Below are 22743 nucleotides of genomic sequence, written 5' to 3' on the forward strand. Positions count from 1 at the left end.
GTCGCTATCGCTGCTTATTGCTTTCAGTCGCTTTCAATCGGCTTCGGCGATCTGTCGATTCAATATCCGTTCACGTTCTCCGATAAACACACACGAACAACGATTTGATGGAGATCCATGTGAACACACGGGCGATGCTCGGGGGATGGGCGGCATTGACCTTATGGCTGTGCGCGGGTTGTGCGTCGACGGTCGAGAACTACGGACTGCACGACCATTTTTCCGGAAGCGAGGCGGTCGCGGGCGCGACGTCGACGCCCGGACAATGCGCGAACACCGCGAACGCGGTCTGGGTCGAAGGCGCGTCGTTTCACGAGTGCATCCGGTATTTCCCGTCGAGCGATTTCAAGGGCGGCCGCGTCGACCGGGCGATCGTCTTCATGGAAGGCGACGTGCTCGTGGGGCGCGGCGAGTCGTCGCCTAACTACGAAAAGTGGACGCCGCAACGCGAACTCGACGCGGCCGAACTCGAGCAGCGGCGCAGCGGGACCGCGTATCTGACGCTCGCGCGGCCCGGCGTCGACGGCAGCAGCGGCGATCAGAAGCGGCGGCGCACGCACTACGAGACGCTCGTGATGAACGCCGCGCTCGACGCGATCAAGGCCCGCTACCGCATTCGCGAATTCGGTCTCGTCGGCCAGTCGGGCGGCGGCGGCTTGGTCGCGGCGCTGATCGCGGAGCGGCGGGACGTCATCTGCGCGGTGTCGTCGTCGGGGGTGACGTCGGTCGTGTTTCGCGCGCGGGCAGCCGGGCGTACGACCGATTTCACGGGCACGCCGTTTCGCGACGTCTGGGATCCGATCGACCAGTTGCCGCGCGTGAAGCCGATGGCGGGTTTCCGGATGTTCGTCACGAGCGACGAAACCGACACCGATGTCGATTTCGGCTCGCAGAACGACTACGTCCAGGCGGCGCTCAAGGCCGGGTTGCCGATCCGGCAGATCATGGTTCACGGCGCGGGCAGCCGGCATCACCAGACCTACCGGATCGGCAATCGCGTCGTCGAAGACTGCATGCTCGGCGTGTCGAGCGATCGGATCGTGAGGACCTACTCGGGCATGGAGAATCTCTACAACCATATGACCGTGCTCGCCGCGCACGAGCGCGCCTTCGCCGAGGGGCGCTCGAACGACGACGCGCTTGTCGGCGGGGCCGCGGGCGGCGGCGTCGACGGGACGCCGGATCGCGATGCGACGATCGCGCGCTGATGCGTGCTCGCGCGTGTCCGCGCGTACGCTTGCGCGTTCGTGCTGACGTGTGCTTGCTTGTCTTTATTCGTGCGCGTCATCTGACTCACATCAATCGAGCTAGACCATGCTGCCAATTCTTCGGGGCTTCCGTGGCGATGTGCGCGGCACCACGCGACGTCTGTTGCGGGCATTGCCGCTTTTTGTGTGCTTCGCGCTGTCGATGCGTCACGCGGACGCGGCAGAATCGGCGTCGGCGTCATCGGTGTCCGCTTCCGTGTCCGCGATGGCCGCCGTCGATGGCGCGCTGCTCAACGACCACGCGGACGTCCTGATCGATTCGACGGATTCGATGACGTTTGACGACGCGCGACGCTCGACGGCGTTCGAACCGCTCGGCGGCCGTACGGCCCTGGGCCTGATCGATCACCCTGTCTGGCTGCGCGTCCATGTGCGCGCGCCGGCCGGCGACGCGGTACAGGGCAACGCGACACCGGGCGACGTGACGCGTGACGCATCCGAGCCTGGTGAATCGAAGCCGGGTGACTTGAAGCCCGGCGAAGCGAAGCCGGATGCAGGGAAGCCGGATGAGGCGAAGTCCGGTCCCGCCACGCAGACCTGGTGGCTCGATCTGTCGCCGTTCTCGATGGCCGATGTCCAGATCTTCACACCGGGCGCCGACGCCGCGCAGTGGCGGATCGTGCACACGGGCGAGGAGCAACCGTTCGCGTCGCGGCCGCTCGCGTGGCGTCAGTTCCTGGTGCCGGTCACGCTGCGCGACGCGCAAGACACGACCGTCTATCTGCGGCTGCGCGGCTACAACACGCTTGTCGTGCCGATGCGGATCTGGCGGCTGAGCACGTGGGCACGGCATGCGCTCGCCGACTATCTCGTGATCGGCGTCTGCCTCGGCGTGATGGGCGGTCTCGCGCTCTACAACCTGCTGCTCGCCGCGCGGCTGCGTCAGACGATCTTCGTGCTCTATGCCTTGCTCGTGTCGAGCTACGCCGTCTTCTCGGCGGATCTGCTCGGACTCGGTTCGCAGTATTTGTGGCCCGCGTCGTTCGTCGGCGTCGTGGGGCGCAATCAGGCGCTTGTCTGTCTCTACGGCTGTTTCGGCGCGTTGTTTCCGCTCTACCTGCTCGACCATGCGCGCGTGACGCGCTGGTATCGGCCCGTGCTGCATACGGTCGCCGCGATCTACGCGGTGTCGTCGCTGTTCGCGTTGCACGGCGCGTACGGGATCGCGGGCCTCGTGATTCAGGCGCTGCCGTGCGTCTGGTTTCCGATCGTGATCGGCGTCGCGCTCTATCGGAGCGCGATGGGTTTCCGGCCCGCCTGGTACTACTTGATCGGCTATGGCCCGGTCATCGTCGCGTTGACGATGCTGATTCTGATCGGACAGAACACGCTGCGCGCGACGCCGCTCACGATGCATGCGTTTCTCGTCGCGGGGGCGTTCGAAGCGATCCTGTTTTCGCAGGCGCTGGCCGAGCGCTTCAACATCCTGCGCCGCGAACGCGAGCGTGCGCTCGAACTCGCGGTCGGCGCGAAACACGATCAATGGCGCGCGGCCGAGGAACACAAGGCCGAACTCGAAGCGAAGGTCGCGTTGCGCACGCACGAACTCGAATCGAGCGAGGCGGCGCTCAAGCAGCTCGCCTACTACGACGCGCTGACCGAGCTACCGAACCGCTTGCTGTTCCGCGACGACTGCGAGCGGCTCATCGACGCGTGCCGGCGCGACGGCGGCACGTTCACGCTGGCCGTCGTCGATCTCAACGGTTTCAAGCGCGTCAACGACACGCTCGGCCATCACGCGGGCGACCATCTGCTGCGCGTCGTCGCGCGGCGTCTGCGCGACGCCGTTCGCGAACGGGATACGGTGTCGCGTCTCGGCGGCGACGAATTCGGCATTCTGTTTCCGGAACTCGCGCGCGACCGCATCGCGGGCGGCGCGCTGCTCGATGCGCTGCACGAGGCGTGCGCAGAGCCCGTGCTTTACGAGGGCGGTGTCATGCAAGTCAGCGGCAGCATCGGTCTCGCGACGTTCGGCGACGCGTGCGCCGATCGCGATGCGATGTACCGCGCGGCGGACCGCGAGATGTATCGCGCGAAGTCCGTGCATCAGGTGCAGCTCTGAGGATCGAGCGGCGTGCCGCGCGTTCGCGCTCGGCGCGTCGACCGATCCGCATGGATCATCGGCCGGACTGATGCGCGTTGCCGCGCCCCCGCGCGCGTTTGAGCGCGCCTCGCCCAGCAACAATATCCGCGTTCGGGTACCGTGCGCCTGAGATCCACGTTCGGGCCGCCGGCAGACGATGCGCGGTGCGGCCCCGCGTGGCGAGGCGGCGCGCATTCGAGTCCGGGGGCGATATGGTCATTGGCGCATATGGGACGCTGGTCGCGGCATCGCTGGTCCTTCTGCTCGGCAATCAGTTGGTCGCGCGGTTCGCGATCCTGCGCACATGGACGATCCCGGAGCCCGTCGCGGGCGGACTCGTCGTGGCGCTCGCGCTGTACGGCCTGCATACGTTCGGGGCGACCGACGTCCACTTCAACGCGGACTTGCAACCGCCGCTGATGCTTGCGTTCTTTTCGACGATCGGCCTGAACGCGGATCTGGCGAATCTGAAGGCCGGCGGTCCGGTGCTCGTCCGGTTCCTGGCCGTGGTCATCGTGTTGGTCATCTTGCAGAACGTCCTGGGCATCGGCATGGCGCTCGCGTTCGGCATCGATCCGCTGTTCGGCCTGCTCGCCGGTTCGATCTCGCTGGCGGGCGGGCACGGCACGGGGGCGGCGTGGGGCCGTGTGTTCGTCGAGCATCACGGTCTTCAATCGGCGATCGAGGCCACGATCGCGTGCGCGACGTTCGGGCTCGTCATGGGCGGCATTCTGGGCGGCCCCGTCGCGCGTCGTTTGCTCCGATATACCGAGCGCGGCGCCCACGAAGGCGATGCGCGTGCCGGCGGCGAGTCGCCGGCGCGCGAGGTCACCGCGCGCGTTTTCGAGGAGCCCAAAGTCGAGCAACCGACGACGCCGGCCTCGCTGATCGAGACGGTGACGCTCATCGCGATCAGTCTTGCGGTGGGCAACGTGATCGCCGACTGGATCGCGGGGACGGTGTTCGAGTTGCCGTCGTTCGTCTGCGTGCTGTTCGTGGCGGTGTTGCTGTCCAATGCGCTCGCGGCATTGGGCCGTCCGGTGACGCGGCATGCGGTCGCGTTGATCGGCAACGTGACGCTCGCGCTGTTTCTGGCGCTCGCGCTCATGACGTTGCGCTTATGGGATCTGGCCGCGCTGGCCTTGCCCGTGTTTTCGATTCTGATCGCGCAGACGGTACTCATGGTCGTCTACGCGGTCTTCGTGACGTTCCGCGTGATGGGCCGGAATTACGACGCCTTGGTGTTGACGGCCGGGCATTGCGGATTCGGCCTCGGCGCGACGCCGACGGCGATCGCGAACATGCAGGCCGTGACCGCGCGCTTCGGCCCGTCTCACATCGCGTTTCTCGTCGTGCCGCTGGCGGCCGCCTTCTTTATCGACATCGCGAACGCGATCACGATCAAGGCGTTTCTCGCATTGCCGATTTTCGATTGAAGGTACGGCGGTTCAGCCCGCTCTGTGCAGTCCGTTCAAGGCCGCAGCAGGATCGAACCGTGGGTGTCGCCGCTTTCGAGACGCGCGTGTGCGAGCGCGGCCTCGGCCAGCGGAAACACCGCGCCGATATGGGCTTTCAGGCCGCTTCGCAGGCGTTCGAACGTCGCGAGGCCGGCTTCCCGATAGCGTGCCGGATCCGATACATAACGAAAGACGCTGGGCCGCGACAGGGCCACCGAACGGCCCGGACCGAGCACAGACAGGTCGATCGGCCCCGGATCGCCGCTGACCTGACCGACGCTCGCGATCATGCCGAACGGACGCACGGTATCGAGCGTCGCGAGGAGGGTCGGGCCGCCGATGCCGTCGACTGCGTAGTCGACGCCGCGACCGTCGGTCAACGTCCGGACCGTGGCGACGACATCCTGCTCGCGATACAGGATCGCTTCGTCGAGTCCGTGGGCGACGGCGAGCTCGGCTTTCGCCGCCGATCCCACTGTGCCGATCACGCGCGCGCCGAGCGCTTTCGCCCATTGCAGCATCACGAGGCCCAGTCCTCCGGCGGCCGCGTGGATCAACACCGTGTCGCCGGCTTTGACGGGGTAGACGGCCGAACACAGCATATGGGCCGTCATGCCGCGCAGCAGGAGACTGGCCGCGACCGCGTCGTCGATGTCGTCGGGCAGCGCAAGCACGCGGTCGGCGGGCATCGTGCGCGCGCTCGCATAGCTGCCCACGGGCGGGCCTGCGTAGACCACGCGTTGTCCCGGCTGCAAGGCATCGACGCCGGGGCCCACGGCGTCGACGATGCCGGCGGCTTCGACGCCGGGGACCGCCGGGAGCGCGGGGAGCGGATAGTGCCCCGTGCGGTGATAGACATCGACGAAGTTGACGCCGATGGCCGTGTGGCGAATGCGAACCTCGCCGGCGGCGGGAGCGGGGAGCGTCACTTCGCGCACCTTGAGTTGCGAAGCGCCGCCGTACTGCTCGATCGCGATCTGGGCCGCGGCGCGTGCGGACGGATCGGATATGGCTCTGGAATGCATGCTGTTCTCCGGGTGGGTGTTCTGGCAAGCTCATGTTGAAGTGTGCGAATTCACAGAACAATTCCGGATAAATCGGCAATGCGTGTGCAAAAAAACACAGGAAGCGTGCCAGCGGAGGGCCCGCGTCTGCAATGGGACGACGTCCGCTATTTCCTCGAGCTGGCGAGGATCGGCAGCCTCTCGGGTGCGGCGCGCAGCTTGTCCGTCGAGCATTCGACCGTCGCCCGGCGGGTCGAAGCGCTCGAGCAGTCGCTCGACGTCAGGCTGTTCGACCGCTTGCCGAAAGGGTGGTCGCTGACAGCCGAGGGCGAGGCGTTGGCCAGACAGGCGGCGCGTCTCGATGACGAGGCGCAGGCATTTGCGAGGGCCGCCGTGGGCGTCTCGTCGCTCAAGGGGACGGTGCGCCTTTCCGCGCCGCCCGTGCTCGCGAGTCATCTTCTGGTGCCCGGCATGGCGGCGCTGCGGGCTCGGTGGGCGAACGTCGATCTGGAGGTCGTCGGGGAATCGCGCGACGCGAACCTGGCGCGCGGCGAAGCCGATCTTGCCATCCGCCTGTCGAGGCCGACCGCGCCGGGTCTCGTCGCGCGATGCATCGGGAAGATGGGGTATGGCCTCTACGCGGCGGCCGGATATGCGGATCGACCGCAGTCCGAATGGGCTTTCCTTGGCTATGACGAGAGTCTCGGGCAGGTGCCTCAGCAGCGTTGGCTCAACCAGATCGCCGGAGACCGCCGCTTCGTGTTCCGGAGCAACGATCTCGCCGCACTGCTCCATGCCGCGCGAGCGGGGCTCGGCGTGGCCGCGTTGCCCGGTTTTCTGGCCGCGCACGATCCGGCCCTTTGCTTGCTGTCGGACCATGCGGGCGCGGCCGTTCGGCAGATCTGGCTCGTCATGCATCCGGACGTCAAACGCTCGCCTCGCGTGCGACTGATCGCCGACGTGTTGGTCGAGCTGATCGGTCAGACGGCGGAGTTGTCGATGGCGTAGGCGTTGTCGAAAGCGTTTTGGAAGGGGCGTTGTCGGCGTGTCGTTCATCGGGTCGCTGATTTGACCGTGAGCGTGGTGTTCCGCCATTCGCCTGACGGGCTCGACATGTTGAGCGAGACGTTTCGCTAGATATGCCGACAAGGCATTCGCGTTTGGCGCTTGGGATCGACGCACGAATTGATTTGCGCCCGGCGAGCCCCTACACTGTGCGCGCCAGTCCGATCCGTTTCAGCCTGACCCGTGTCTCCGCGTGTGAAGTTTTCGCGCTTCAGCAGCGCCTCCGCAGGTGCGTTTTGTCGAGTCCAACATGCTTAAACCTTATTCGGCGCTGGCCGTCATGGTGTCGACCGTCTTGAGCGTCAACGCCTATGCCGCGCTTGGCGGGTCGCCGACGTTGCCGGCCGCAGCCGCATCGACGATGGCCGGCGTTTCGATCGCCGCGGCGACGTCTTCGCGTTACACCGTGCGAGAGGAAACGCTCGCAAACGGCACGACGGAGCGCGAGTACCTGACGACGAGCGGTGAAGTCTTCGGTATCGGGTGGTCCGGGCCGTTTCAGCCCGATCTACAGAACTTCATGGGTAGCGACGTGTTCTCCGAATACAGCGCGGCCTTGCGTGCGGCAACGGGCCATCGCGGCGGCGTATCGATGACGTTCGACGGCGTGGTCGTGCAGATCGGCGGACACCCGAGACATTTCGTCGGCCGTGCCTATGTCGTCGATCTCGTGCCGAGCGGCGTCGACGTCAGCGCGATTCAATAAAGAGAACAACCGTCTCCGGGGTGTCCGATGCGGGTGCTTGACACGATCAAACGATTCCAGGGCTGGGCCTTTGCGGGTGCGTTGGCGGCGGTGCTTGCCGCATGCGGCGGCGGGGGCGGCGGCGCAGGCGGCAACGCGAGCGATTCGACGACAGGGTCGAGCGGGACCTCGGGCACGACCTCGCTCGCCTTGCAGACCTCGGGCAGCAACGTGGTTACGCTGACGGTCGCAGCCGGTCCGAATCCGGATTTGCCGAACACCGGGTTCGTGACGGTCAAGGTCTGTTCGCCGACCGATGCGACGCTGTGCGACACGATTCCCAATGTGCTTGTCGATACGGGCTCGGTCGGTCTGCGCGTTCTCGCGAGCAAGCTGACCAACACGCTGTCGAGTCTGACTCAGCAAGTCGATACGACGAGCGGCAACGGCATCGATGAATGCGAGGTTTTCGCGAGCAGCTACACGTGGGGCACGGTGCGCGAGGCAAGCGTGACGCTCGGTTCGGAAACCACGTCGGCGGGTCAGAATATCCAGGTCATCAACGACACGTCGACGCAGGGGCCCGTGCCGACCGACTGCGACAGCGCGGGCGCCGGCAACATCGATAATTCGGCGTCTTCACTGGGGGCCAACGGCATCGTCGGCGTCAACGGCATTCAATACGACTGCGGCACTGCGTGCGTCAGTGCGTCGACGCCCGTGGACGCGTATTACTACCGATGCCCGTCGACGACGAGTGCGTGCGCGTCGATCAACGTGCCGCTGGCCAAGCAGATCGCCAACGTCGTGTACGGCATGGCGACGGACAACAACGGCGTGATCATCCAGTTGCCGGCGATCAGCGGGAGCGGCGCGGTGAGCGCGACCGGGGCGTTGATCTTGGGCATCGGAACACAGAGCAATAACGCGCTCGAGTCGGCGAGTCCGATTCCGACCGACGCGTATGGCGATTTCACCGCGACGATGAACGGTTCGTCGATTGCGAACTCGTTTGTCGACACGGGCTCGACGGCTTATACGTTCACGCAGTCCCAGCTCGGTTTGTCGATCTGTACCGACAGCGGGCTCACGGATTTCTTCTGCCCGAGTTCGACGACGACTGAGCCGGTCGTGTTCACCGATACGAGTGGGGCGAGCGCGAACCGCTACAGCGGGTCGATCTCGATCGCGAGTGCGGCTTCGGTATTGGAGGGCGCGTCGGCCAACTACGCGATCGACGACGTGGCTGCGGTCAACACCTACGTCTCCATCAGCGGCCTGGACTTTGGCATGCCGTTCTTCTATGCGCGCAACGTCTATATCGGCAATCAGACGGGCATCGACGGGACCGGCGGATATGTCGCGGTTAGTCCGCTCGGGAGTTAGGGTCGCATGCGTTAGACGCGGCGCGACCACGCTGTGCAGCGCCGGTCCGTTTCAGTTGCGTGAATTTCTTGTCAGCAGTCATGTCCATGCTCAATTCCATACAAGACGGTGCTCGGGCGCTCCTGAAGGACACCGCTATCGCGCTGCAGGCAATTCCGGATCTCCAATACATGGTGATCGGCGGATGGTGTCCTGCTCTGCGCAACACGACGTCGCTGACGCATCCCGGGACGCTCGACGTCGATCTGCTCTTTTACGATGCCTACGCCAGTCACTCGATCGACACCGTCATTCAACGTTTGCTCGGTTCCGGCTTTATCCCGTCCGCCAAGCATCCGTTTCAATTGATGAGGGTTCAGACGATCAGAGACAAGGACTTTGTCTTCAACATCGACCTTCTGCATCCGAGGATGCAGTCCGACAAGGACAAGGCGGGCATGTTTGTCGATCATCTTGATCTTGATGTGCCGCTGACAAACGCTGAAGCAGTTTCCAAGAAAATGATGTCGATCGTCCTTCCGAATTCGGAAGTCCTCTTTAAGCGAGCGCTTTTTTCGCGCGAGGAGATTGATGGTATTCCCTTCAATCTCGTGACTTTCGACGGCATGTTTGCGACAAAGATGGATAGTTGCCAAAAGCAAAAGCGGGAACGTGATGCGTTTGATATCTATCTCGGTTTTTTGGGCGAGAACATCGATATCCCGGCCGTGATCAAGCTGGCAAGCGATGACGCACGCATCGGCGAATCGCTTGAGAAATTCAGGCGACACTTGAAGAAACACGGTGAGGAATTTGATCGGAATGTCGAGCAGTACGCGCGTCTTGATGGGGAGGCGCCGTCTCGGTTCATTCTTCGCCGGCTCGATATCTAACCTTTCTGACAAATGAGCCGGGCTTCGGCTAGCTGCGGACGTTGCATGTTGACGTCCTGTTTTCGACAGCGGGCGAGTGCGATCCGTCGGCGTCATTCGGCTCTTGCCGTACCGACGACCGCTCGCGATGCGCAACGGCGATTTGCGTCATGCACAGTGACGTATTACTTCGCCCTTTGCAGAGGGAGAGAGCGGGTGCCCGATATCGAGTGCTTTCAACATCGTACGTCGTTTGGTCAACCTCACCCGACCGCCTCTCTCAAACCCTGAGCCGTCGTTCGGTATGTCGGGAGAAGCGCGCCGGTTCGCATGGCCAACGGACTTCCAAATGCGGTGAGAATCGCCTCGTTCGCACCCGACGCGCTGATTTCGGCGTCTCGACAAATTCCCCCCATGACGCGAATCAGCCGTCCGTCGAAACGGTGGTTGCCTCCCACGCGCTGATTTCCGTGCTCAATGCCGACAGCTTGTCTCGCACAAGCCCGAGCGCGTCACTCCCGAGCAAAAGATGTGCGGGCGGTCGATCCGCTGCAATGGCGGCCAACATCGCTTGCGCCGCTTTCCTCGGATCGCCCAATTGCTTGCCGCTCTTTTCCTCGCGTGCCTGTCGGATCGGATTGAACAGGTCGTCATAGTCCGAGATCGAGCGCGGGGTCCGCGTCATCGAGCGACCCGCCCAGTCCGTGCGAAAGGAGCCCGGCGCCACCGCGGTCACGGCGATGCCGAAGGGCTTGACCTCTTTGCCGAGCGCCTCGGAGATGCCTTCCAGCGCAAACTTGCTCCCGCAGTAGTAAGCGATGCCCGGCATCGTGATGTAGCCGCCCATCGATGTGATATTCAGAATGTGGCCGCGTCGGCGCGCGCGCATGAACGGCAGCACCGCCTTCATCATGGCGACCGCGCCGAATACATTCACGTCGAACTGCTGACGCATGTCCGAGAGCGGCGATTCCTCCATGATGCCTTCGTGGCCGTAGCCGGCATTGTTGACCAGCACATCGATCGGCCCGACGCTGGCCTCGATGTCGGCCACGGCGTCGTCGATGGCGTCGAAGTCGGTGACGTCGAGCACGCGTCCCCAGGCATCGGCGGATAGGGACTCGAACTCACGCTTTGCCTCGGCACGTCTCACCGTGCCGACAACTTTATGACCCACCGCCAGCGCTTCGCGTGCGAGCGCGCGGCCAAAGCCGCTGCTGACGCCGGTGATGAGCAGAGTCTTGCTGGATGCCATGGCGGCTTCTCCCGAATGTCGATTGGAGATTGCATGTTAGGCTGACAAACGAGCAAAATTAAGCCGAATTCCGCTGATTTTCTTGCATAAAACTATGAGCGCGATCTCCGCTTCGACCCCGCATTCCGTTTTATCGTCTCGCAGCCAGAAACGCATGGTTGCCCTGCTGCGCGAGTTGGCGCCCGAAGAGGGTTACAACCTGACGGCGCTGCCTGGTGTGCGTATCTTGCGGTCGAACCGGGCCTTATCGCGCACCCCCGTGCTCTACGACCCCGGGATCGTCATCGTTTGTCAGGGTCGCAAGCGCGGCTATTTCGGCGACCGGCTTTACGTGTACGACGAGCGTCACTACCTGGCCGTGTCGGTGCCTGTGCCGTTCAGCATGGAGACCGACGCAACCGAAGCGCACCCCCTGCTCGCGCTGTATCTGCACCTCGATTTCGCATTGGCCGCCGAGCTCGCGGAGCGGATCGACCGCGAGGGCGCGCCGGAGCACGCGCCGGCACCGCAGAGCATGATGTCGACGCCGATGGACGATGCGATGCAAGCGTCCGTGCTGCGCTTCCTTGAGGCGATGCATCGGCCGCTCGAAGCGGCTGTGTTGGGTGCCGGGCTGCTGCGTGAGCTGTATTTCCGGGTGCTCACCGGCGCGCAGGGCCGCTCGTTGCGCGAGGCGTTGTCGATGCGCGGGCAGTTTGGCCAGATAGGCCGCTCACTCCGCCTGATTCATGCGCGCTATGCGCAACCTCTCGACGTTGGGCAATTGGCGAACGAAGCGGGCATGAGCATTCCGAGCTTCCACAGCCATTTCAAGGCGATGACGCATGTATCGCCGATGCAATACGTGAAGTCGACGCGCCTTCATCAAGCTCGCTTGCTCATGGTCCGCGAGGATCTGACCGCGGAGGCGGCAGGACATGCCGTGGGTTACGCGAGTCCGTCGCAGTTCAGCAGGGAATTCCGGCGTCTGTTTGGCTTGACGCCCGCCGCTGAGGCCAGGCGTATGCGCGAGAGCTTCGCGATACCGGCGGCATTCGCCGATACGGACTACGTCTCGTCGCATTGAGTCGGGCGCGGTGCGATGGAGGCGAGCGTTTGTGATCGGACCACGAATCGGACACACGAATGTCCGCTAGAAGGCGGCAGCAAGCGCTCGCAACGTCGTCGTGGAGGACAGCTTGCCGCCGCAATGCGCCGGACGCGATTCGAGTTTGGCGAGTCGATTCCATACACTCGACTCGCCGGCACGTGGATCACTTCAATGCTGTTGCCGTCTGACCCGCGCTCAACATCCGCTCCACATACCGCGCAATCACATCGATCTCGAGATTGACCTTGCTGCCTTCGCGCAGATGCTTGAGCGTCGTGACTTCGATCGTATGCGGGATCAGATTGATCGAGAATTCGCAGCCCGCTTCGCGATCGTCGACCGCGTTGACCGTCAGGCTCACGCCGTTGACCGTCACCGATCCCTTGAACGCTAGATACCGGCCGATCGAATGCGGCGCGAGCACGCGCAGTTCATGCGACTCGCCGACGGGCGCGAACCGCGTCACGACGCCGAGTCCATCGACATGTCCCGACACCAGATGGCCGCCGAGCCGGTCGTTCGCGCGCAGGGCCTTCTCGAGATTCACGTCGCCCGGCACATCGAGACCCGCCGTGCAATTAAGACTCTCGCGCGACACATCAACCGTGAACCGGTTGCCCTCGATCTCGACCGCCGTCATGCAGGCGCCCTGGATCGAGATGCTGTCGCCCGTCGCCACATCGTCGAGCCCCAGCGTGCCGGCTTCGATCGTCAGGCGCACGCCCGCATCCGGATCGCCCGCGCGCTCGGGTTCGACCGATTCGATACGGCCGACGGCCGCGACAATACCTGTGAACATGGCTCCATTCCCTCTGATCGTGATGAATAGGCGGCGCGCACGATGCGGCGCGCACCGCGTGCTTAGCGTGCTTATGCAGTCGGCTTCGGTACGGACGTCTCGACGCGCGCGAGGATTCTCAAATCGTCGCCGAGCCGATCGACCGAATGAAAGCTCAGCTGCATGCGCGCATCGAGCGTCGCCGGCGGCGCGAGATTGAACATCGGCATCGCGTCGCCGAGCAGGCTCGGCGCGACGTAGAGCAGCAGTTCGTCGACACAGCCCTCGCGAAGCATCGAACCATGCAGCTTGTGACCCGCTTCGACGTGGAGTTCGTTGATGCCGCGCGCGCCGAGATCGAGCAGCATCGCGCGCAAATCGACCTTGCCCGCTTCGTTCGGCAACGCGACGACCTCGATGCCGCGATCGCGCAACGCCTGCGCGCGCGCGGCCGCGTCGCCGTCGTCGCGCGCGCAATAGACGAGCGGCGGCGCGCCGACGAGCAGACGCGCCGCGGCGGGCACCTCGAGATTGCGGTCGACGAGCACGCGCAGCGGCTGGCGCGGCGTGTCGATCGCGCGCACGGTCATCTGCGGATCGTCACCGAGCACGGTCCCGATCCCCGTGAGAATCGCGCACGCGCGCGCACGCCATGCGTGGCCGTCGTCACGCGCGACGTCGCCCGTGATCCATTGGCTCGTGCCGTCGGGCAGCGCCGTATGGCCGTCGAGACTCGCGGCGACCTTCACGCGGACCCAGGGCCGCTTGCGCGTCATCCGCGATACGAAGCCGATATTGAGTTCATACGATTCGCGTTCGAGCAGCCCGCACCGGACATCGATGCCGGCCGCGCGCAGGATCTGGAGCCCGCGCCCCGACACCTGCGGATTCGGATCTTCCATCGCGGCGATCACGCGCGCGATCTTCGCGTCGATCAGCGCATTCGCGCACGGCGGCGTGCGGCCGAAATGGCTGCACGGTTCGAGCGTCACGTAGGCCGTCGCGCCGCGCGGATCGTGGCCGCGCGCGCGCGCATCCTTGAGCGCGCGGATCTCGGCGTGATCCTGGCCGGCCGGCTGCGTGAACCCTTCGCCGATCACGATGCCGTCCTTGACGAGCACGCAGCCCACGCGCGGATTCGGCGTCGTCGTATAGAGACCCCGCGTCGCGAGCGCGAGCGCCCGCTCCATATGCGCGAAATCGATGTCCGAAAACATCAGGCCGCCAGCGTCGAGAACACCGTGCTCGCATGCGCGATCGTCTCGTCGATCACGGCATCGGTATGCACGCTCGACACGAAGCCGGCCTCGTAGGCCGACGGCGCGAAGTAGATGCCTGCGTCGAGCATCGCGTGGAAGAACGTGTTGAAACGCGGGATATCCGATTGCGTGACGTCGGCGAAACGCTTCGGCACCTCGGGCGCGAAATAGATGCCGAACATGCCGCCGATCGAATCCGCCGAAAACGCGACCCCCGCTTCACGCGCCGCGTCCGACAGACCCCGCGCGAGCCGCGCGGTCCGCGCGCCGAGGTCTTCGAAGAAGCCCGGCTCCGCGATCAGCCGCAACGTCGCGAGACCCGCCGCGACCGCGACGGGATTGCCCGACAGCGTGCCGGCCTGATAGACCGCGCCGAGCGGTGCGAGCATCGCCATGATGTCGCGCCTTCCGCCGAACGCCGCGATCGGCATGCCGCCGCCGATGACCTTGCCCAGACACGTCAGGTCCGGTTTGATGCCGAACAGCGCTTGCGCGCCGCCGAGCGCGACGCGAAAACCGCACATGACTTCGTCGAAGATCAGCACGGTGCCGTGGGCCGTGCAGAGTTCGCGCAGCGCCGTCAGGAAGGCGCGCGTCGGCTGGATCAGGTTCATATTGCCCGCGACCGGTTCGACGATGACCGCCGCCGTCTCGTTGCCCAGCGAGCCGAAGAATTCGCGCAGTTGCTCGACGTTGTTGTATTCGAGCACCGTCGTCTGCGCGGCGATTTCGGGCGAGACGCCCGCGGAGGTCGGGTTGCCGAACGTGAGCAGGCCGGAACCCGCCTTGACGAGCAGGCTGTCGGCATGCCCGTGATAGCAGCCTTCGAACTTGACGATGCGGCTGCGGCCCGTGAAGCCGCGCGCGAGGCGCAGGGCGCTCATCGTGGCTTCGGTGCCGCTCGACACGAGGCGAACCTGCTCGATCGACGGCACGAGACGGCAGATTTCCTCGGCGATTTCGATCTCGGCTTCAGTCGGCGCGCCGAAGCTGAAACCGCTGTGCAGCGCGCGCTGGACGGCTTCGAGGACTTCGGGATGCAGATGGCCGACGATCATCGGTCCCCACGACCCGATGTAGTCGACATAGCGCTTGCCTTCGGCGTCCCAGAAGTAGGGGCCTTGCGCGCGTTCGATGAAGCGCGGCGTGCCGCCGACCGAACGGAAAGCCCGCACGGGGGAATTGACGCCGCCGGGGATGGTCCGCTGCGCGCGCTCGAAGAGGCTCTGGTTTTGCGACATGGAGATGGGCTAGAGGGACGTGGGCAGGTACGGGCGCAAAAGCCCGCCAAGCGGCGATTGTACCGGAGCGCTTCATTTGGCACTGAGGATGGCCATGGCGCGTGCGCGACATACGGCGCGGCTACGATCGTGCGGATCGGATCTGAGCCGGATCCTCTCGCGGACTACCGCGCGTCAGCATTGTCCGAGCCTATTTTCATCGGATTTTGCCACCTCCCGTCTTTTGCGAACGACGATACTGACGGTCCTTTGTGCCGGCCCGGTGGCCGTCGCGTGATATGGCGCGATATGGAGAACACGATGCATCGATTGGCGGCGGGATTGTGCGTGATGGTCATGACGGGTGCGCTGGCGGGCTGTGGCGTCGCGGAGGCGGACAGGGCGGGGCCGCGTTTGCCCGCGATCGTCGCGCATCGCGCGGGCACGGCGGATTATCCCGAGAACACGCTCCGCGCAATCGACGGCGCGCTTCACAACGGCGCCGACCGGATCTGGCTCACGGTTCAGATCAGCGCCGACGGCGTGCCCGTGCTCTATCGTCCGAACGATCTCAGCGCGCTGACGCCCGAACGCGGGCCCGTTTCATCGCGCACGGCCGCGGAGCTCACGCAGATCAACGCCGGCTGGAACTTCTCGACGCGTCTTCCGAACGGCGAGGTCGTCTATCCGTATCGTGCGAACCCCACCCCGATTCCGACGCTCGATGCGGCGCTCGCCGCGATTCCGGCCGATGTGCCCGTGATTCTCGATATGAAAGCCTTGCCGGCCGAACCGCAGGCGCGCGCCGTCGCGAATGTGCTGACCGCGCGCGGCGCGTGGTCGCGCGTGCTGATTTACTCGACGGATGCGTCATACCAGAAGGCGTTTGCCGGATACCGGCTCGCGCGGATGTTCGAGTCGCGCGATGCGACGCGCGGCCGTTTGCTCGATGTTGCCTTGTCAGGGCGCTGCGATGCGCCTGATAACGGCGTCTGGACCGCGTTCGAATGGCAGCGCGACATGCAGGTGATCGAGACGTTCACGCTCGGCGAAGGACGCTCGCCCGTGCGCGCGAAGCTCTGGACGCGCGCGGCGCTGGCCTGTCTCGATACGAACGGTCCCGCGCATACGATCGCGATCGGGATCAATTCGCTCGATGCGTATCGCGAGGCCGGATGTCTCGGTATCGAGGCGGTACTCGTCGATTCGCCGAAGAACGCGCGCGAATGGCGCGCGCAGACGGCACAACGATTCGACTGCTCGGCGATGCGTTAACGGATGCGTCGAACGCATCGCGCGGACGATGTTCGCCGTGGGGCCGTGCGGGCGAATCGTGGAGGCGACAGGTGGGATCCGTCGTGGGATCCGAGGGCGCGCCCCGAATCTGCGCCACGCATGCAAGATCCGAATGGGGAAGGTGAGACCCGAATTTGCGATCGGAATACGCGACCCGAAAGGGCGACTCGAAAGCGCGGCCCGCGTGAGCGATCAGTGTGCGAAGGTTTCGATTTCGGGATCGTCGTCGGTCAGCGGATCGTTCTCGGCCGACAGGCCCGGCGGGGCGACACGTTCGGGCACGACGCCGTGGCCGACGGGATCGACGGATGCGATGCCCGTCTTCAGATCGTCGAGCACCTCGCAGAGCTCGTTGAGGCGCGGGATGCCGATCTTGTCTTCGATGCGACGGTACTGCTCTTCGATCAGGGGGCCGATCCGCGCGACGAGCGCCTTGCTGTTCGCGCTCAAGGAAACGACGACCTTACGCTGGTCCTGGGCCGGGCGCACGCGCTGGACGAGCCCGTCGCGTTCCATGCGTTCGAGCACGCCTGTGAGGCTCGGGCTCAGGATGCAGCATTCCTTTGCGATCTGTCCGGCTTCCATCTCGCCGATCGGGTGATCGTGCAGCACGCGAATGATGCGCCATTGCTGCTCCGTCAGCGAAAACCGCTTGAGTATGGGCCGGAACACCGACATCGCAGCCTCACGTGCCTGCAGCAGCAACATCGGCAAATTGCGGTGTTGAAACTCGCCAGTCATCGGATATCCGTTTGCGCGTGGGCGCCGCGCGGCATCGGCGGCGCGCCGGTCGTCGCCGGGCGGCGACGCGTTGAACGTCGGGAAACTACGAGAACGTCAGGGGAACGACGTGAACTGCTGGACTGCTGGAACCGCGAGGGGCGCGACGGTTGCCCAACCGGGGGCGGCCGGTACCGACTCGTCCGCATCCGACCCATTGACGGCCGACTAAGCGACAGTCACCTAAGCGACAGCCGCCTAAGCGACAGCGGCCTGAGCGACAACCGATCAACCGGCGGCCGGCGAACCGGCACGCCGAGGGCATGATGCTTTAAGCGATACGTGCTTCGGTCGTCGGGTCGAACAGCACGGCCTTCGACACGTCGAACAACAGCGCAAGCGTTTCGTGCGCATGCGGATTCGACGACGGGTGCACGCGGCTGATCGCGCGGGCGCCGTTGAGCTTGAAGAACACGAGCGTATCCGGACCCGTCGGCTCGATCACGTCGACCTTGACCTGAACGCTCTGGAGCTGCGCATCGGCGACGTTGTGCGCGCTGCGGTCGTCGGTGATGCGCTCCGGACGCAGGCCGAGGATCACGTCCTTGCCGATCGACGCACGCACGGCGTTCGCGCTGAACGGCAGATTCAGCACCGTCTTCTGCACGCCCGTGTCGATCGTGAGGCCGACGCCCGAGCCCGCCTCGACGAGCGTGCCCTTGACGAAGTTCATCGACGGCGCGCCGATAAAGCCCGCGACGAACAGATTCGACGGGCTGTTGTAGATGTCCTGCGGTGCGCCGAATTGCTGAACGACGCCGTCCTTCATGACCGCGATCCGGTCGCCGAGCGTCATCGCTTCGATCTGATCGTGCGTCACGTAGACGATCGTCGTGCCGAGGCGTTGATGCAGCAGCTTGATTTCGGAACGCAGTTCGATACGCAGCTTCGCGTCGAGGTTCGACAGCGGTTCGTCGAACAGGAACATCTTCGGATCGCGCGCGAGCGCGCGGCCCATCGCGACGCGCTGACGCTGGCCGCCCGACAGTTGGCCCGGCTTGCGGTCGAGCAGATGGCTCATCTGGAGCATCTCCGACACGCGGCCGATGATTTCCTTTTGCTCGTTCTGCGGCACCTTGCGGATGTTGAGGCCGAACGCGATGTTTTCGCGGACCGTCATCGACGGATAGAGCGCATACGACTGGAACACCATCGCGATGTCGCGATCCTTCGGCGACAGGTCGTTGACGACCTTGTCCTCGATGCGGATTTCGCCGCGCGTGACGGTCTCGAGACCCGCGATCATGTTGAGCAGTGTCGACTTGCCGCAGCCGGAGCCGCCGACAAGGATCAGGAACTGCCCGTCTTCGATATCGATATCGACGCCCTTCAGAACTTCGACGCCGTTCGGGTAGGTCTTGTAGACGTCACGAATGGATAGGCTGGCCATGCGACTGAATCCTCTTCAAACAATACTGTGAGTTGGCAGGGGAGGGCGCGGCGCACCGGCACGGCGCGCCGCGCGTTCCATCAACCCTTGACCGCGCCGGCCGTGAGCCCGCGCACGAAAAAACGACCCGCGACGACATAGACGAGCAGCGTCGGCAATGCGGCGATGATCGCGGCCGCCATGTCGACGTTGTATTCCTTGACGCCCGTCGAGGTGTTCACGAGGTTGTTCAACGCGACCGTGATCGGCATCGAATCGACGCCCGAGAACACGATACCGAACAAGAAGTCGTTCCAGATCTGCGTGAATTGCCAGATCAGGCACACCATGAAGATCGGCAGCGACACGGGCAGCAGGATCTTGTTGAAGATCATGAAAAAGCCCGCGCCGTCGATGCGCGCCGCCTTGACGAGCTCGGCCGGAACCGACACGTAGAAGTTCCGGAAGAACATCGTCGTGAACGCGATCCCGTAGATCACGTGAACGACGACGAGGCCGGTCGTCGAATTCGACAGACCGAACAGCCCTTCAAGACGCGCCATCGGCAGCAGGATCGCCTGAAACGGAATGAAGCAGCCGACGAGCAGCATCGTGAACAAGCCGTCGGCGCCGCGGAAGCGCCAGTGCGTGAGCACATAGCCGTTGAACGCGCCGATGATCGACGAGAGCAGCACGGCCGGGATCACCATCTTGACCGAGTTCATGAAGAACGGCTGCATCCCTTCGCAGCGCACGCCCGTGCAGGCTTCGGACCACGCGCGGATCCACGGCGCCCACGTCGGATGCGACGGCGGCGTCAGCAGGTTCGTCGCGCGCAGCGTGTCGAGGTCCTTGAACGACGTCGACAGCATCACGTAGATCGGGAAAACGAAGTACAGCGCGAACAGGATCAGCACCGCATAGATCATCGCGCGATTGATCGTGAATTTAGGCTGCATTGCGCGTGCTCCTCGATTCGAGATACATCAGCGGAACGAGCACGGCAATCACGGTCAGCAACATCATGACGGAAGAAGCGGCGCCCAGACCCAGCTGGCCGCGGTTGAACGAGAACGTGTACATGAAGATCGCGGGCAGATACGACGACGTGCCCGGACCGCCTGCGTTGAGCGCGATCACGAGGTCGAACGTCTTGATCGTGATGTGGCACAGAATCAGCAGCACCGAGAAGAACACCGGACGCATGCTCGGAATCACGATCTGGCGGTAGATGCGCGGCAGCGTCGCGCCGTCGACCTGGGCCGCCTTGAAGATCTCGCCGTCGACGCCGCGCAGACCCGCGAGGAACAGCGACATGCAGAAGCCCGTCGATTGCCACACGGCCGCGATGACCACGCAATAGATCGACTTGTCGGGGTCGCCGAGCCAGTCGAACGAGAACGACGCCCAGCCCCAGTCGTGGAACACCTTCTCGAGGCCCATGCTCGGGTTCAGGATCCACTGCCAGGCGGTCCCCGTCACGATGAACGACAGCGCCATCGGATAGAGAAAGACCGCGCGCAGCGCGCCTTCGGTGCGGATCTTCTGATCGAGCAGGATCGCGAGGAACAGGCCGAGCACCGTGCAGAGCACGATGAAGGGAATGCCGAACAAGGCCAGATTCTTGGCCGAGGTCCAGAACACGTCGTTCGAGAACAGTTCCTCGTACCGGTCGAGGCCGGCGAACGTGTAGTTGGGCATCAGTCGCGACGTCGACAGCGACAGATAACCGGTAATCAGGATGAAACCGTAAACAAACACGAGGCTGATCACGACGCTCGGCGACAGCACGAGCTTCGGAATCCAGCGGTCGGCGACCGCGCTCAGCGACGACGCACGCCGTTGAGTAGGGCTCAAGGAGACAGCCACAACACGCTCCTAAAAACGAGCCGGCACGACGCAAAAGCCCGTGCCGGCATAAGGACTCACATAAACAACCAGTTTGCGAGGTCGCGGCCGAAAGTCACGCCGCACCGCAGCAACCGATATTCGACAGCCCGACCCGAAGGCCAGGCTGTTTTGACATTACTTCGTCTTTGCTGCCTTCGCGAGTTCGGCGACAGCCGTCTTCGAATCTTCGTCCGAGTTCATGAACTTCGTCACGACGTCGGTGATCGCGCCTGCGACGGCGTCACCTTGCGCCATGCCGTGAGCCAGCGACGGGACGTAACCGCCGCCCTTGATCGCCGATTGCTCATCCGCGTACGACGCCTTCGCGCAGTCGTCGAACTTGTCCATGTTCACGCCCAGGCGGACCGGGATCGAGCCCTTGTACAGGCTGAACTGTTCCTGGAAGTCCGGCGTCATGATCGTCTTCGCAAGCGCGAGCTGGCCCGGCGTCGCTGCCGACTGACCCTTCTCCTTGAAGAACACGAACGAGTCGACGTTGAACGTGTAGCCCTTTTCCGAACCCGGAGCCGGCGAGCAGACATAGTCCTTGCCCGGCACCTTGCTCGCGTTCGCGAACTCGCCCTTCGCCCAGTCGCCCATGAACTGCATGCCTGCCTTGCCCTGGATGACCATCGACGTCGCGAGGTTCCAGTCACGGCCGGCGTGGCCCTTGTCGAAGTACGTCGTGATCTTGCGGACCGTGTCGAACACTTGAACCATCTGTTCCGACGTCAGGGTCTTCTGATCGAGGTCGACGATCGCCTTCTTGTAGAAGTCGTTGCCTTGCGACAGCACGACGTCTTCCCAGAGCGTCAGGTCTTGCCACGGTTGACCGCCGGCGGCGACCGGGATCAGGCCGGCAGCCTTGAACTTGTCAGCCAGCGCGAAGAATTCCGGCCAGGTCTTCGGCGGTTGCGCGCCGGCCTTGTCGAGTGCGGCCTTGTTGATCCAGAGCCAGTTCACGCGGTGAACCGAGAACGGTGCGCCGACGGTCTTGCCTTGGTACTTGATGATCTTGTCGATCGCGGGGGGCAGGTTCTTGTCCCAGTCGGTGGCAGCTGCGTCGATCGGCACGAGCACGTCTTGTTGCGCCCATTCCTGGATCAGCGGACCCTTGATCTGAGCGGCCGACGGCGGGTTGCCCGAGATAACCTGCGTCTTCAGCGCCGTCATGGCGGCTGCACCGCCGCCACCGGCGACAGCGTAGTCCTTCCATTGATAGCCCTGCTTGTCGAGGTCGTCCTTGAGCACGCCGACGGCCTTGGCTTCGCCGCCCGACGTCCACCAGTGGAGCACTTCGACCTGCTCGGCAGCTTGCGCGGTGCCATAAACCATTCCGGCTGCGCACAGCGCGCCGATGATCGCACGGACTTTCATTGCTTATCTCCTCCAGACACCAGATGAAAACGAATGGTTGACTTACCCTCTCGGGCATTGTTTTGACGACTTCGGGGACGGTCGAGCGGCGGCACGATCGTCCGCGGCTCTCAAGAGATGAACATGGCGTGCAGCAAAGACGTGTCTCCTCTTTTGATATTGACCGGACCTCTTGTTGAAATTCGAGGATGCTGCTCGTCCGGTCAGGGGGGCCTGGTGACCCGAAAGTACGGTCGCAACCGCTGCATGTTTCGCAGGAGAGCCGCGCGCGCCGCGCCGCTCAACCCCTTTCGGACCCCCTGGCGCAATGCGCTTTCGACGCGCGGACCGTCGAGCGGTCAACGTCGCGTCACGACGTGTGGTCAGCGCATTCCGAAACGTGGGATACCCCTTGAATTCGATTGTAGTTAAACTACAATTCAGTGTCAAAAATTTTATCGGTCGGACTACCTCGGGCTAGGGGAACTCCCTATCACGAGGGCGCGGCGACTGTGGTCATCATCATCGGCTCGATGTTGGCCGCGTGCGCGCGAAGTCCGGTCATGCGGTACCTGTTTTCGTATCGGCCTGTCGTGTCAGCGATGTGACACGGGATCGGCGAAAGGCGCGGCAGGCGCATCGGAGATCGAG

Annotated in this window: 19 protein-coding genes; 9 read left to right on the forward strand and 10 right to left on the reverse strand. The window is 64.2% G+C overall.

What is annotated here, in order from left to right:
• Nucleotides 1-119: 119 nt before the first annotated feature.
• The 3 genes from D7S86_RS04465 to gltS all read left to right on the forward strand — a co-directional run bounded on the left by D7S86_RS04465 (nucleotide 120) and on the right by gltS (nucleotide 4787).
• Nucleotides 120-1208, forward strand: a complete 1089-nt coding sequence (locus tag D7S86_RS04465) for a hypothetical protein (RefSeq protein ID WP_205962739.1) — start codon at nucleotides 120-122, stop codon at nucleotides 1206-1208.
• Nucleotides 1209-1314: 106 nt separating this feature from the next.
• Nucleotides 1315-3330, forward strand: a complete 2016-nt coding sequence (locus D7S86_RS04470) for a diguanylate cyclase (RefSeq protein WP_121083772.1) — start codon at nucleotides 1315-1317, stop codon at nucleotides 3328-3330.
• Between the two features lie 233 nt (nucleotides 3331-3563).
• Nucleotides 3564-4787, forward strand: a complete 1224-nt coding sequence (gltS, locus tag D7S86_RS04475; protein WP_121083774.1) for a sodium/glutamate symporter — start codon at nucleotides 3564-3566, stop codon at nucleotides 4785-4787.
• A gap of 35 nt (nucleotides 4788-4822) precedes the next feature.
• Here the strand turns inward: gltS and D7S86_RS04480 are convergent, their stop codons facing one another.
• Nucleotides 4823-5833, reverse strand: coding sequence for a quinone oxidoreductase family protein (locus D7S86_RS04480; protein ID WP_121083776.1), 1011 nt, complete (start codon nucleotides 5831-5833; stop codon nucleotides 4823-4825).
• Between the two features lie 78 nt (nucleotides 5834-5911).
• Between D7S86_RS04480 and D7S86_RS04485 the strand changes: the two genes are divergently transcribed.
• The 4 genes from D7S86_RS04485 (at nucleotide 5912) to D7S86_RS04500 (ending at nucleotide 9820) form a co-directional block, all read left to right on the forward strand.
• A complete protein-coding gene (locus D7S86_RS04485) occupies nucleotides 5912-6820 on the forward strand; it encodes a LysR family transcriptional regulator (RefSeq protein ID WP_121083778.1) in 909 nt (302 codons plus the stop codon).
• Nucleotides 6821-7127: 307 nt separating this feature from the next.
• Complete coding sequence (locus D7S86_RS04490; protein WP_121084325.1) at nucleotides 7128-7583, forward strand: DUF2844 domain-containing protein; 456 nt, start codon at nucleotides 7128-7130, stop codon at nucleotides 7581-7583.
• A gap of 27 nt (nucleotides 7584-7610) precedes the next feature.
• Nucleotides 7611-8948 (forward strand): DUF3443 family protein, encoded by a 1338-nt coding sequence (locus D7S86_RS04495; protein ID WP_121083780.1) that lies wholly within the window; start codon nucleotides 7611-7613, stop codon nucleotides 8946-8948.
• Between the two features lie 86 nt (nucleotides 8949-9034).
• A complete protein-coding gene (locus tag D7S86_RS04500) occupies nucleotides 9035-9820 on the forward strand; it encodes a hypothetical protein (RefSeq protein ID WP_147432223.1) in 786 nt (261 codons plus the stop codon).
• Nucleotides 9821-10223: 403 nt separating this feature from the next.
• Here D7S86_RS04500 and D7S86_RS04505 read toward each other — a convergent pair whose 3' ends face one another.
• Nucleotides 10224-11054, reverse strand: a complete 831-nt coding sequence (locus D7S86_RS04505; protein ID WP_121083784.1) for an oxidoreductase — start codon at nucleotides 11052-11054, stop codon at nucleotides 10224-10226.
• Between the two features lie 94 nt (nucleotides 11055-11148).
• Here D7S86_RS04505 and D7S86_RS04510 point away from each other — a divergent pair, with 94 nt between their 5' ends.
• Entirely contained in the window at nucleotides 11149-12120 is a 972-nt protein-coding gene (locus D7S86_RS04510; protein WP_121083786.1) for an AraC family transcriptional regulator, read from the forward strand.
• A 187-nt stretch (nucleotides 12121-12307) separates the two neighbouring features.
• Here D7S86_RS04510 and D7S86_RS04515 read toward each other — a convergent pair whose 3' ends face one another.
• The 3 genes from D7S86_RS04515 to hemL form a co-directional block, all read right to left on the reverse strand.
• On the reverse strand, nucleotides 12308-12943 hold the full coding sequence (locus tag D7S86_RS04515) for a riboflavin synthase (RefSeq protein WP_121083788.1): 636 nt from the start codon (nucleotides 12941-12943) through the stop codon (nucleotides 12308-12310).
• Nucleotides 12944-13014: 71 nt separating this feature from the next.
• On the reverse strand, nucleotides 13015-14139 hold the full coding sequence (ribD, locus tag D7S86_RS04520) for a bifunctional diaminohydroxyphosphoribosylaminopyrimidine deaminase/5-amino-6-(5-phosphoribosylamino)uracil reductase RibD (protein WP_121083790.1): 1125 nt from the start codon (nucleotides 14137-14139) through the stop codon (nucleotides 13015-13017).
• On the reverse strand, nucleotides 14139-15422 hold the full coding sequence (hemL, locus tag D7S86_RS04525; RefSeq protein ID WP_121083792.1) for a glutamate-1-semialdehyde 2,1-aminomutase: 1284 nt from the start codon (nucleotides 15420-15422) through the stop codon (nucleotides 14139-14141). The genes ribD and hemL overlap by 1 nt, the downstream gene beginning before the upstream one ends.
• Nucleotides 15423-15722: 300 nt before the next feature.
• On the opposite strand from hemL, the gene D7S86_RS04530 reads away from it, so the two are divergent.
• Nucleotides 15723-16676 carry a glycerophosphodiester phosphodiesterase family protein gene (locus D7S86_RS04530; RefSeq protein ID WP_420813191.1) on the forward strand — a complete coding sequence of 318 codons (954 nt, stop codon included), beginning with the start codon at nucleotides 15723-15725 and terminating at the stop codon, nucleotides 16674-16676.
• Between the two features lie 213 nt (nucleotides 16677-16889).
• Here D7S86_RS04530 and hpaR read toward each other — a convergent pair whose 3' ends face one another.
• The 5 genes from hpaR to D7S86_RS04555 all read right to left on the reverse strand — a co-directional run bounded on the left by hpaR (nucleotide 16890) and on the right by D7S86_RS04555 (nucleotide 22113).
• On the reverse strand, nucleotides 16890-17438 hold the full coding sequence (gene hpaR / locus D7S86_RS04535; RefSeq protein ID WP_121083796.1) for a homoprotocatechuate degradation operon regulator HpaR: 549 nt from the start codon (nucleotides 17436-17438) through the stop codon (nucleotides 16890-16892).
• 310 nt (nucleotides 17439-17748) lie between these two features.
• A complete protein-coding gene (locus D7S86_RS04540; protein WP_121083798.1) occupies nucleotides 17749-18867 on the reverse strand; it encodes an ABC transporter ATP-binding protein in 1119 nt (372 codons plus the stop codon).
• Between the two features lie 80 nt (nucleotides 18868-18947).
• Complete coding sequence (locus tag D7S86_RS04545; RefSeq protein ID WP_121083800.1) at nucleotides 18948-19805, reverse strand: carbohydrate ABC transporter permease; 858 nt, start codon at nucleotides 19803-19805, stop codon at nucleotides 18948-18950.
• Nucleotides 19795-20673: a carbohydrate ABC transporter permease gene (locus D7S86_RS04550; RefSeq protein WP_121084327.1), complete on the reverse strand. Its 879-nt coding sequence runs from the start codon at nucleotides 20671-20673 to the stop codon at nucleotides 19795-19797. The genes D7S86_RS04545 and D7S86_RS04550 overlap by 11 nt, the downstream gene beginning before the upstream one ends.
• Nucleotides 20674-20871: 198 nt before the next feature.
• Nucleotides 20872-22113, reverse strand: a complete 1242-nt coding sequence (locus tag D7S86_RS04555; protein ID WP_121083802.1) for an ABC transporter substrate-binding protein — start codon at nucleotides 22111-22113, stop codon at nucleotides 20872-20874.
• Nucleotides 22114-22743: the final 630 nt, after the last annotated feature.

Origin of the sequence: Pararobbsia silviterrae, assembly GCF_003628125.1 — a bacterium.
Lineage (GTDB): Bacteria > Pseudomonadota > Gammaproteobacteria > Burkholderiales > Burkholderiaceae > Pararobbsia > Pararobbsia silviterrae.

Bases quoted from the DNA above. Each gene is read 5' to 3' on its own strand.
- D7S86_RS04470 (WP_121083772.1), top strand. From the start codon at position 1,315: ATGCTGCCAATTCTTCGGGGCTTCCGTGGCGATGTGCGCGGCACCACG.
- gltS (WP_121083774.1), top strand. From the start codon at position 3,564: ATGGTCATTGGCGCATATGGGACGCTGGTCGCGGCATCGCTGGTCCTT.
- D7S86_RS04480 (WP_121083776.1), bottom strand. From the start codon at position 5,833: ATGCATTCCAGAGCCATATCCGATCCGTCCGCACGCGCCGCGGCCCAG.
- D7S86_RS04485 (WP_121083778.1), top strand. From the start codon at position 5,912: ATGCGTGTGCAAAAAAACACAGGAAGCGTGCCAGCGGAGGGCCCGCGT.
- D7S86_RS04490 (WP_121084325.1), top strand. From the start codon at position 7,128: ATGCTTAAACCTTATTCGGCGCTGGCCGTCATGGTGTCGACCGTCTTG.
- D7S86_RS04495 (WP_121083780.1), top strand. From the start codon at position 7,611: ATGCGGGTGCTTGACACGATCAAACGATTCCAGGGCTGGGCCTTTGCG.
- D7S86_RS04500 (WP_147432223.1), top strand. From the start codon at position 9,035: ATGCTCAATTCCATACAAGACGGTGCTCGGGCGCTCCTGAAGGACACC.
- D7S86_RS04505 (WP_121083784.1), bottom strand. From the start codon at position 11,054: ATGGCATCCAGCAAGACTCTGCTCATCACCGGCGTCAGCAGCGGCTTT.
- D7S86_RS04510 (WP_121083786.1), top strand. From the start codon at position 11,149: ATGAGCGCGATCTCCGCTTCGACCCCGCATTCCGTTTTATCGTCTCGC.
- D7S86_RS04515 (WP_121083788.1), bottom strand. From the start codon at position 12,943: ATGTTCACAGGTATTGTCGCGGCCGTCGGCCGTATCGAATCGGTCGAA.
- ribD (WP_121083790.1), bottom strand. From the start codon at position 14,139: ATGTTTTCGGACATCGATTTCGCGCATATGGAGCGGGCGCTCGCGCTC.
- hemL (WP_121083792.1), bottom strand. From the start codon at position 15,422: ATGTCGCAAAACCAGAGCCTCTTCGAGCGCGCGCAGCGGACCATCCCC.
- D7S86_RS04530 (WP_420813191.1), top strand. From the start codon at position 15,723: ATGCATCGATTGGCGGCGGGATTGTGCGTGATGGTCATGACGGGTGCG.
- hpaR (WP_121083796.1), bottom strand. From the start codon at position 17,438: ATGACTGGCGAGTTTCAACACCGCAATTTGCCGATGTTGCTGCTGCAG.
- D7S86_RS04540 (WP_121083798.1), bottom strand. From the start codon at position 18,867: ATGGCCAGCCTATCCATTCGTGACGTCTACAAGACCTACCCGAACGGC.
- D7S86_RS04545 (WP_121083800.1), bottom strand. From the start codon at position 19,805: ATGCAGCCTAAATTCACGATCAATCGCGCGATGATCTATGCGGTGCTG.
- D7S86_RS04555 (WP_121083802.1), bottom strand. From the start codon at position 22,113: ATGAAAGTCCGTGCGATCATCGGCGCGCTGTGCGCAGCCGGAATGGTT.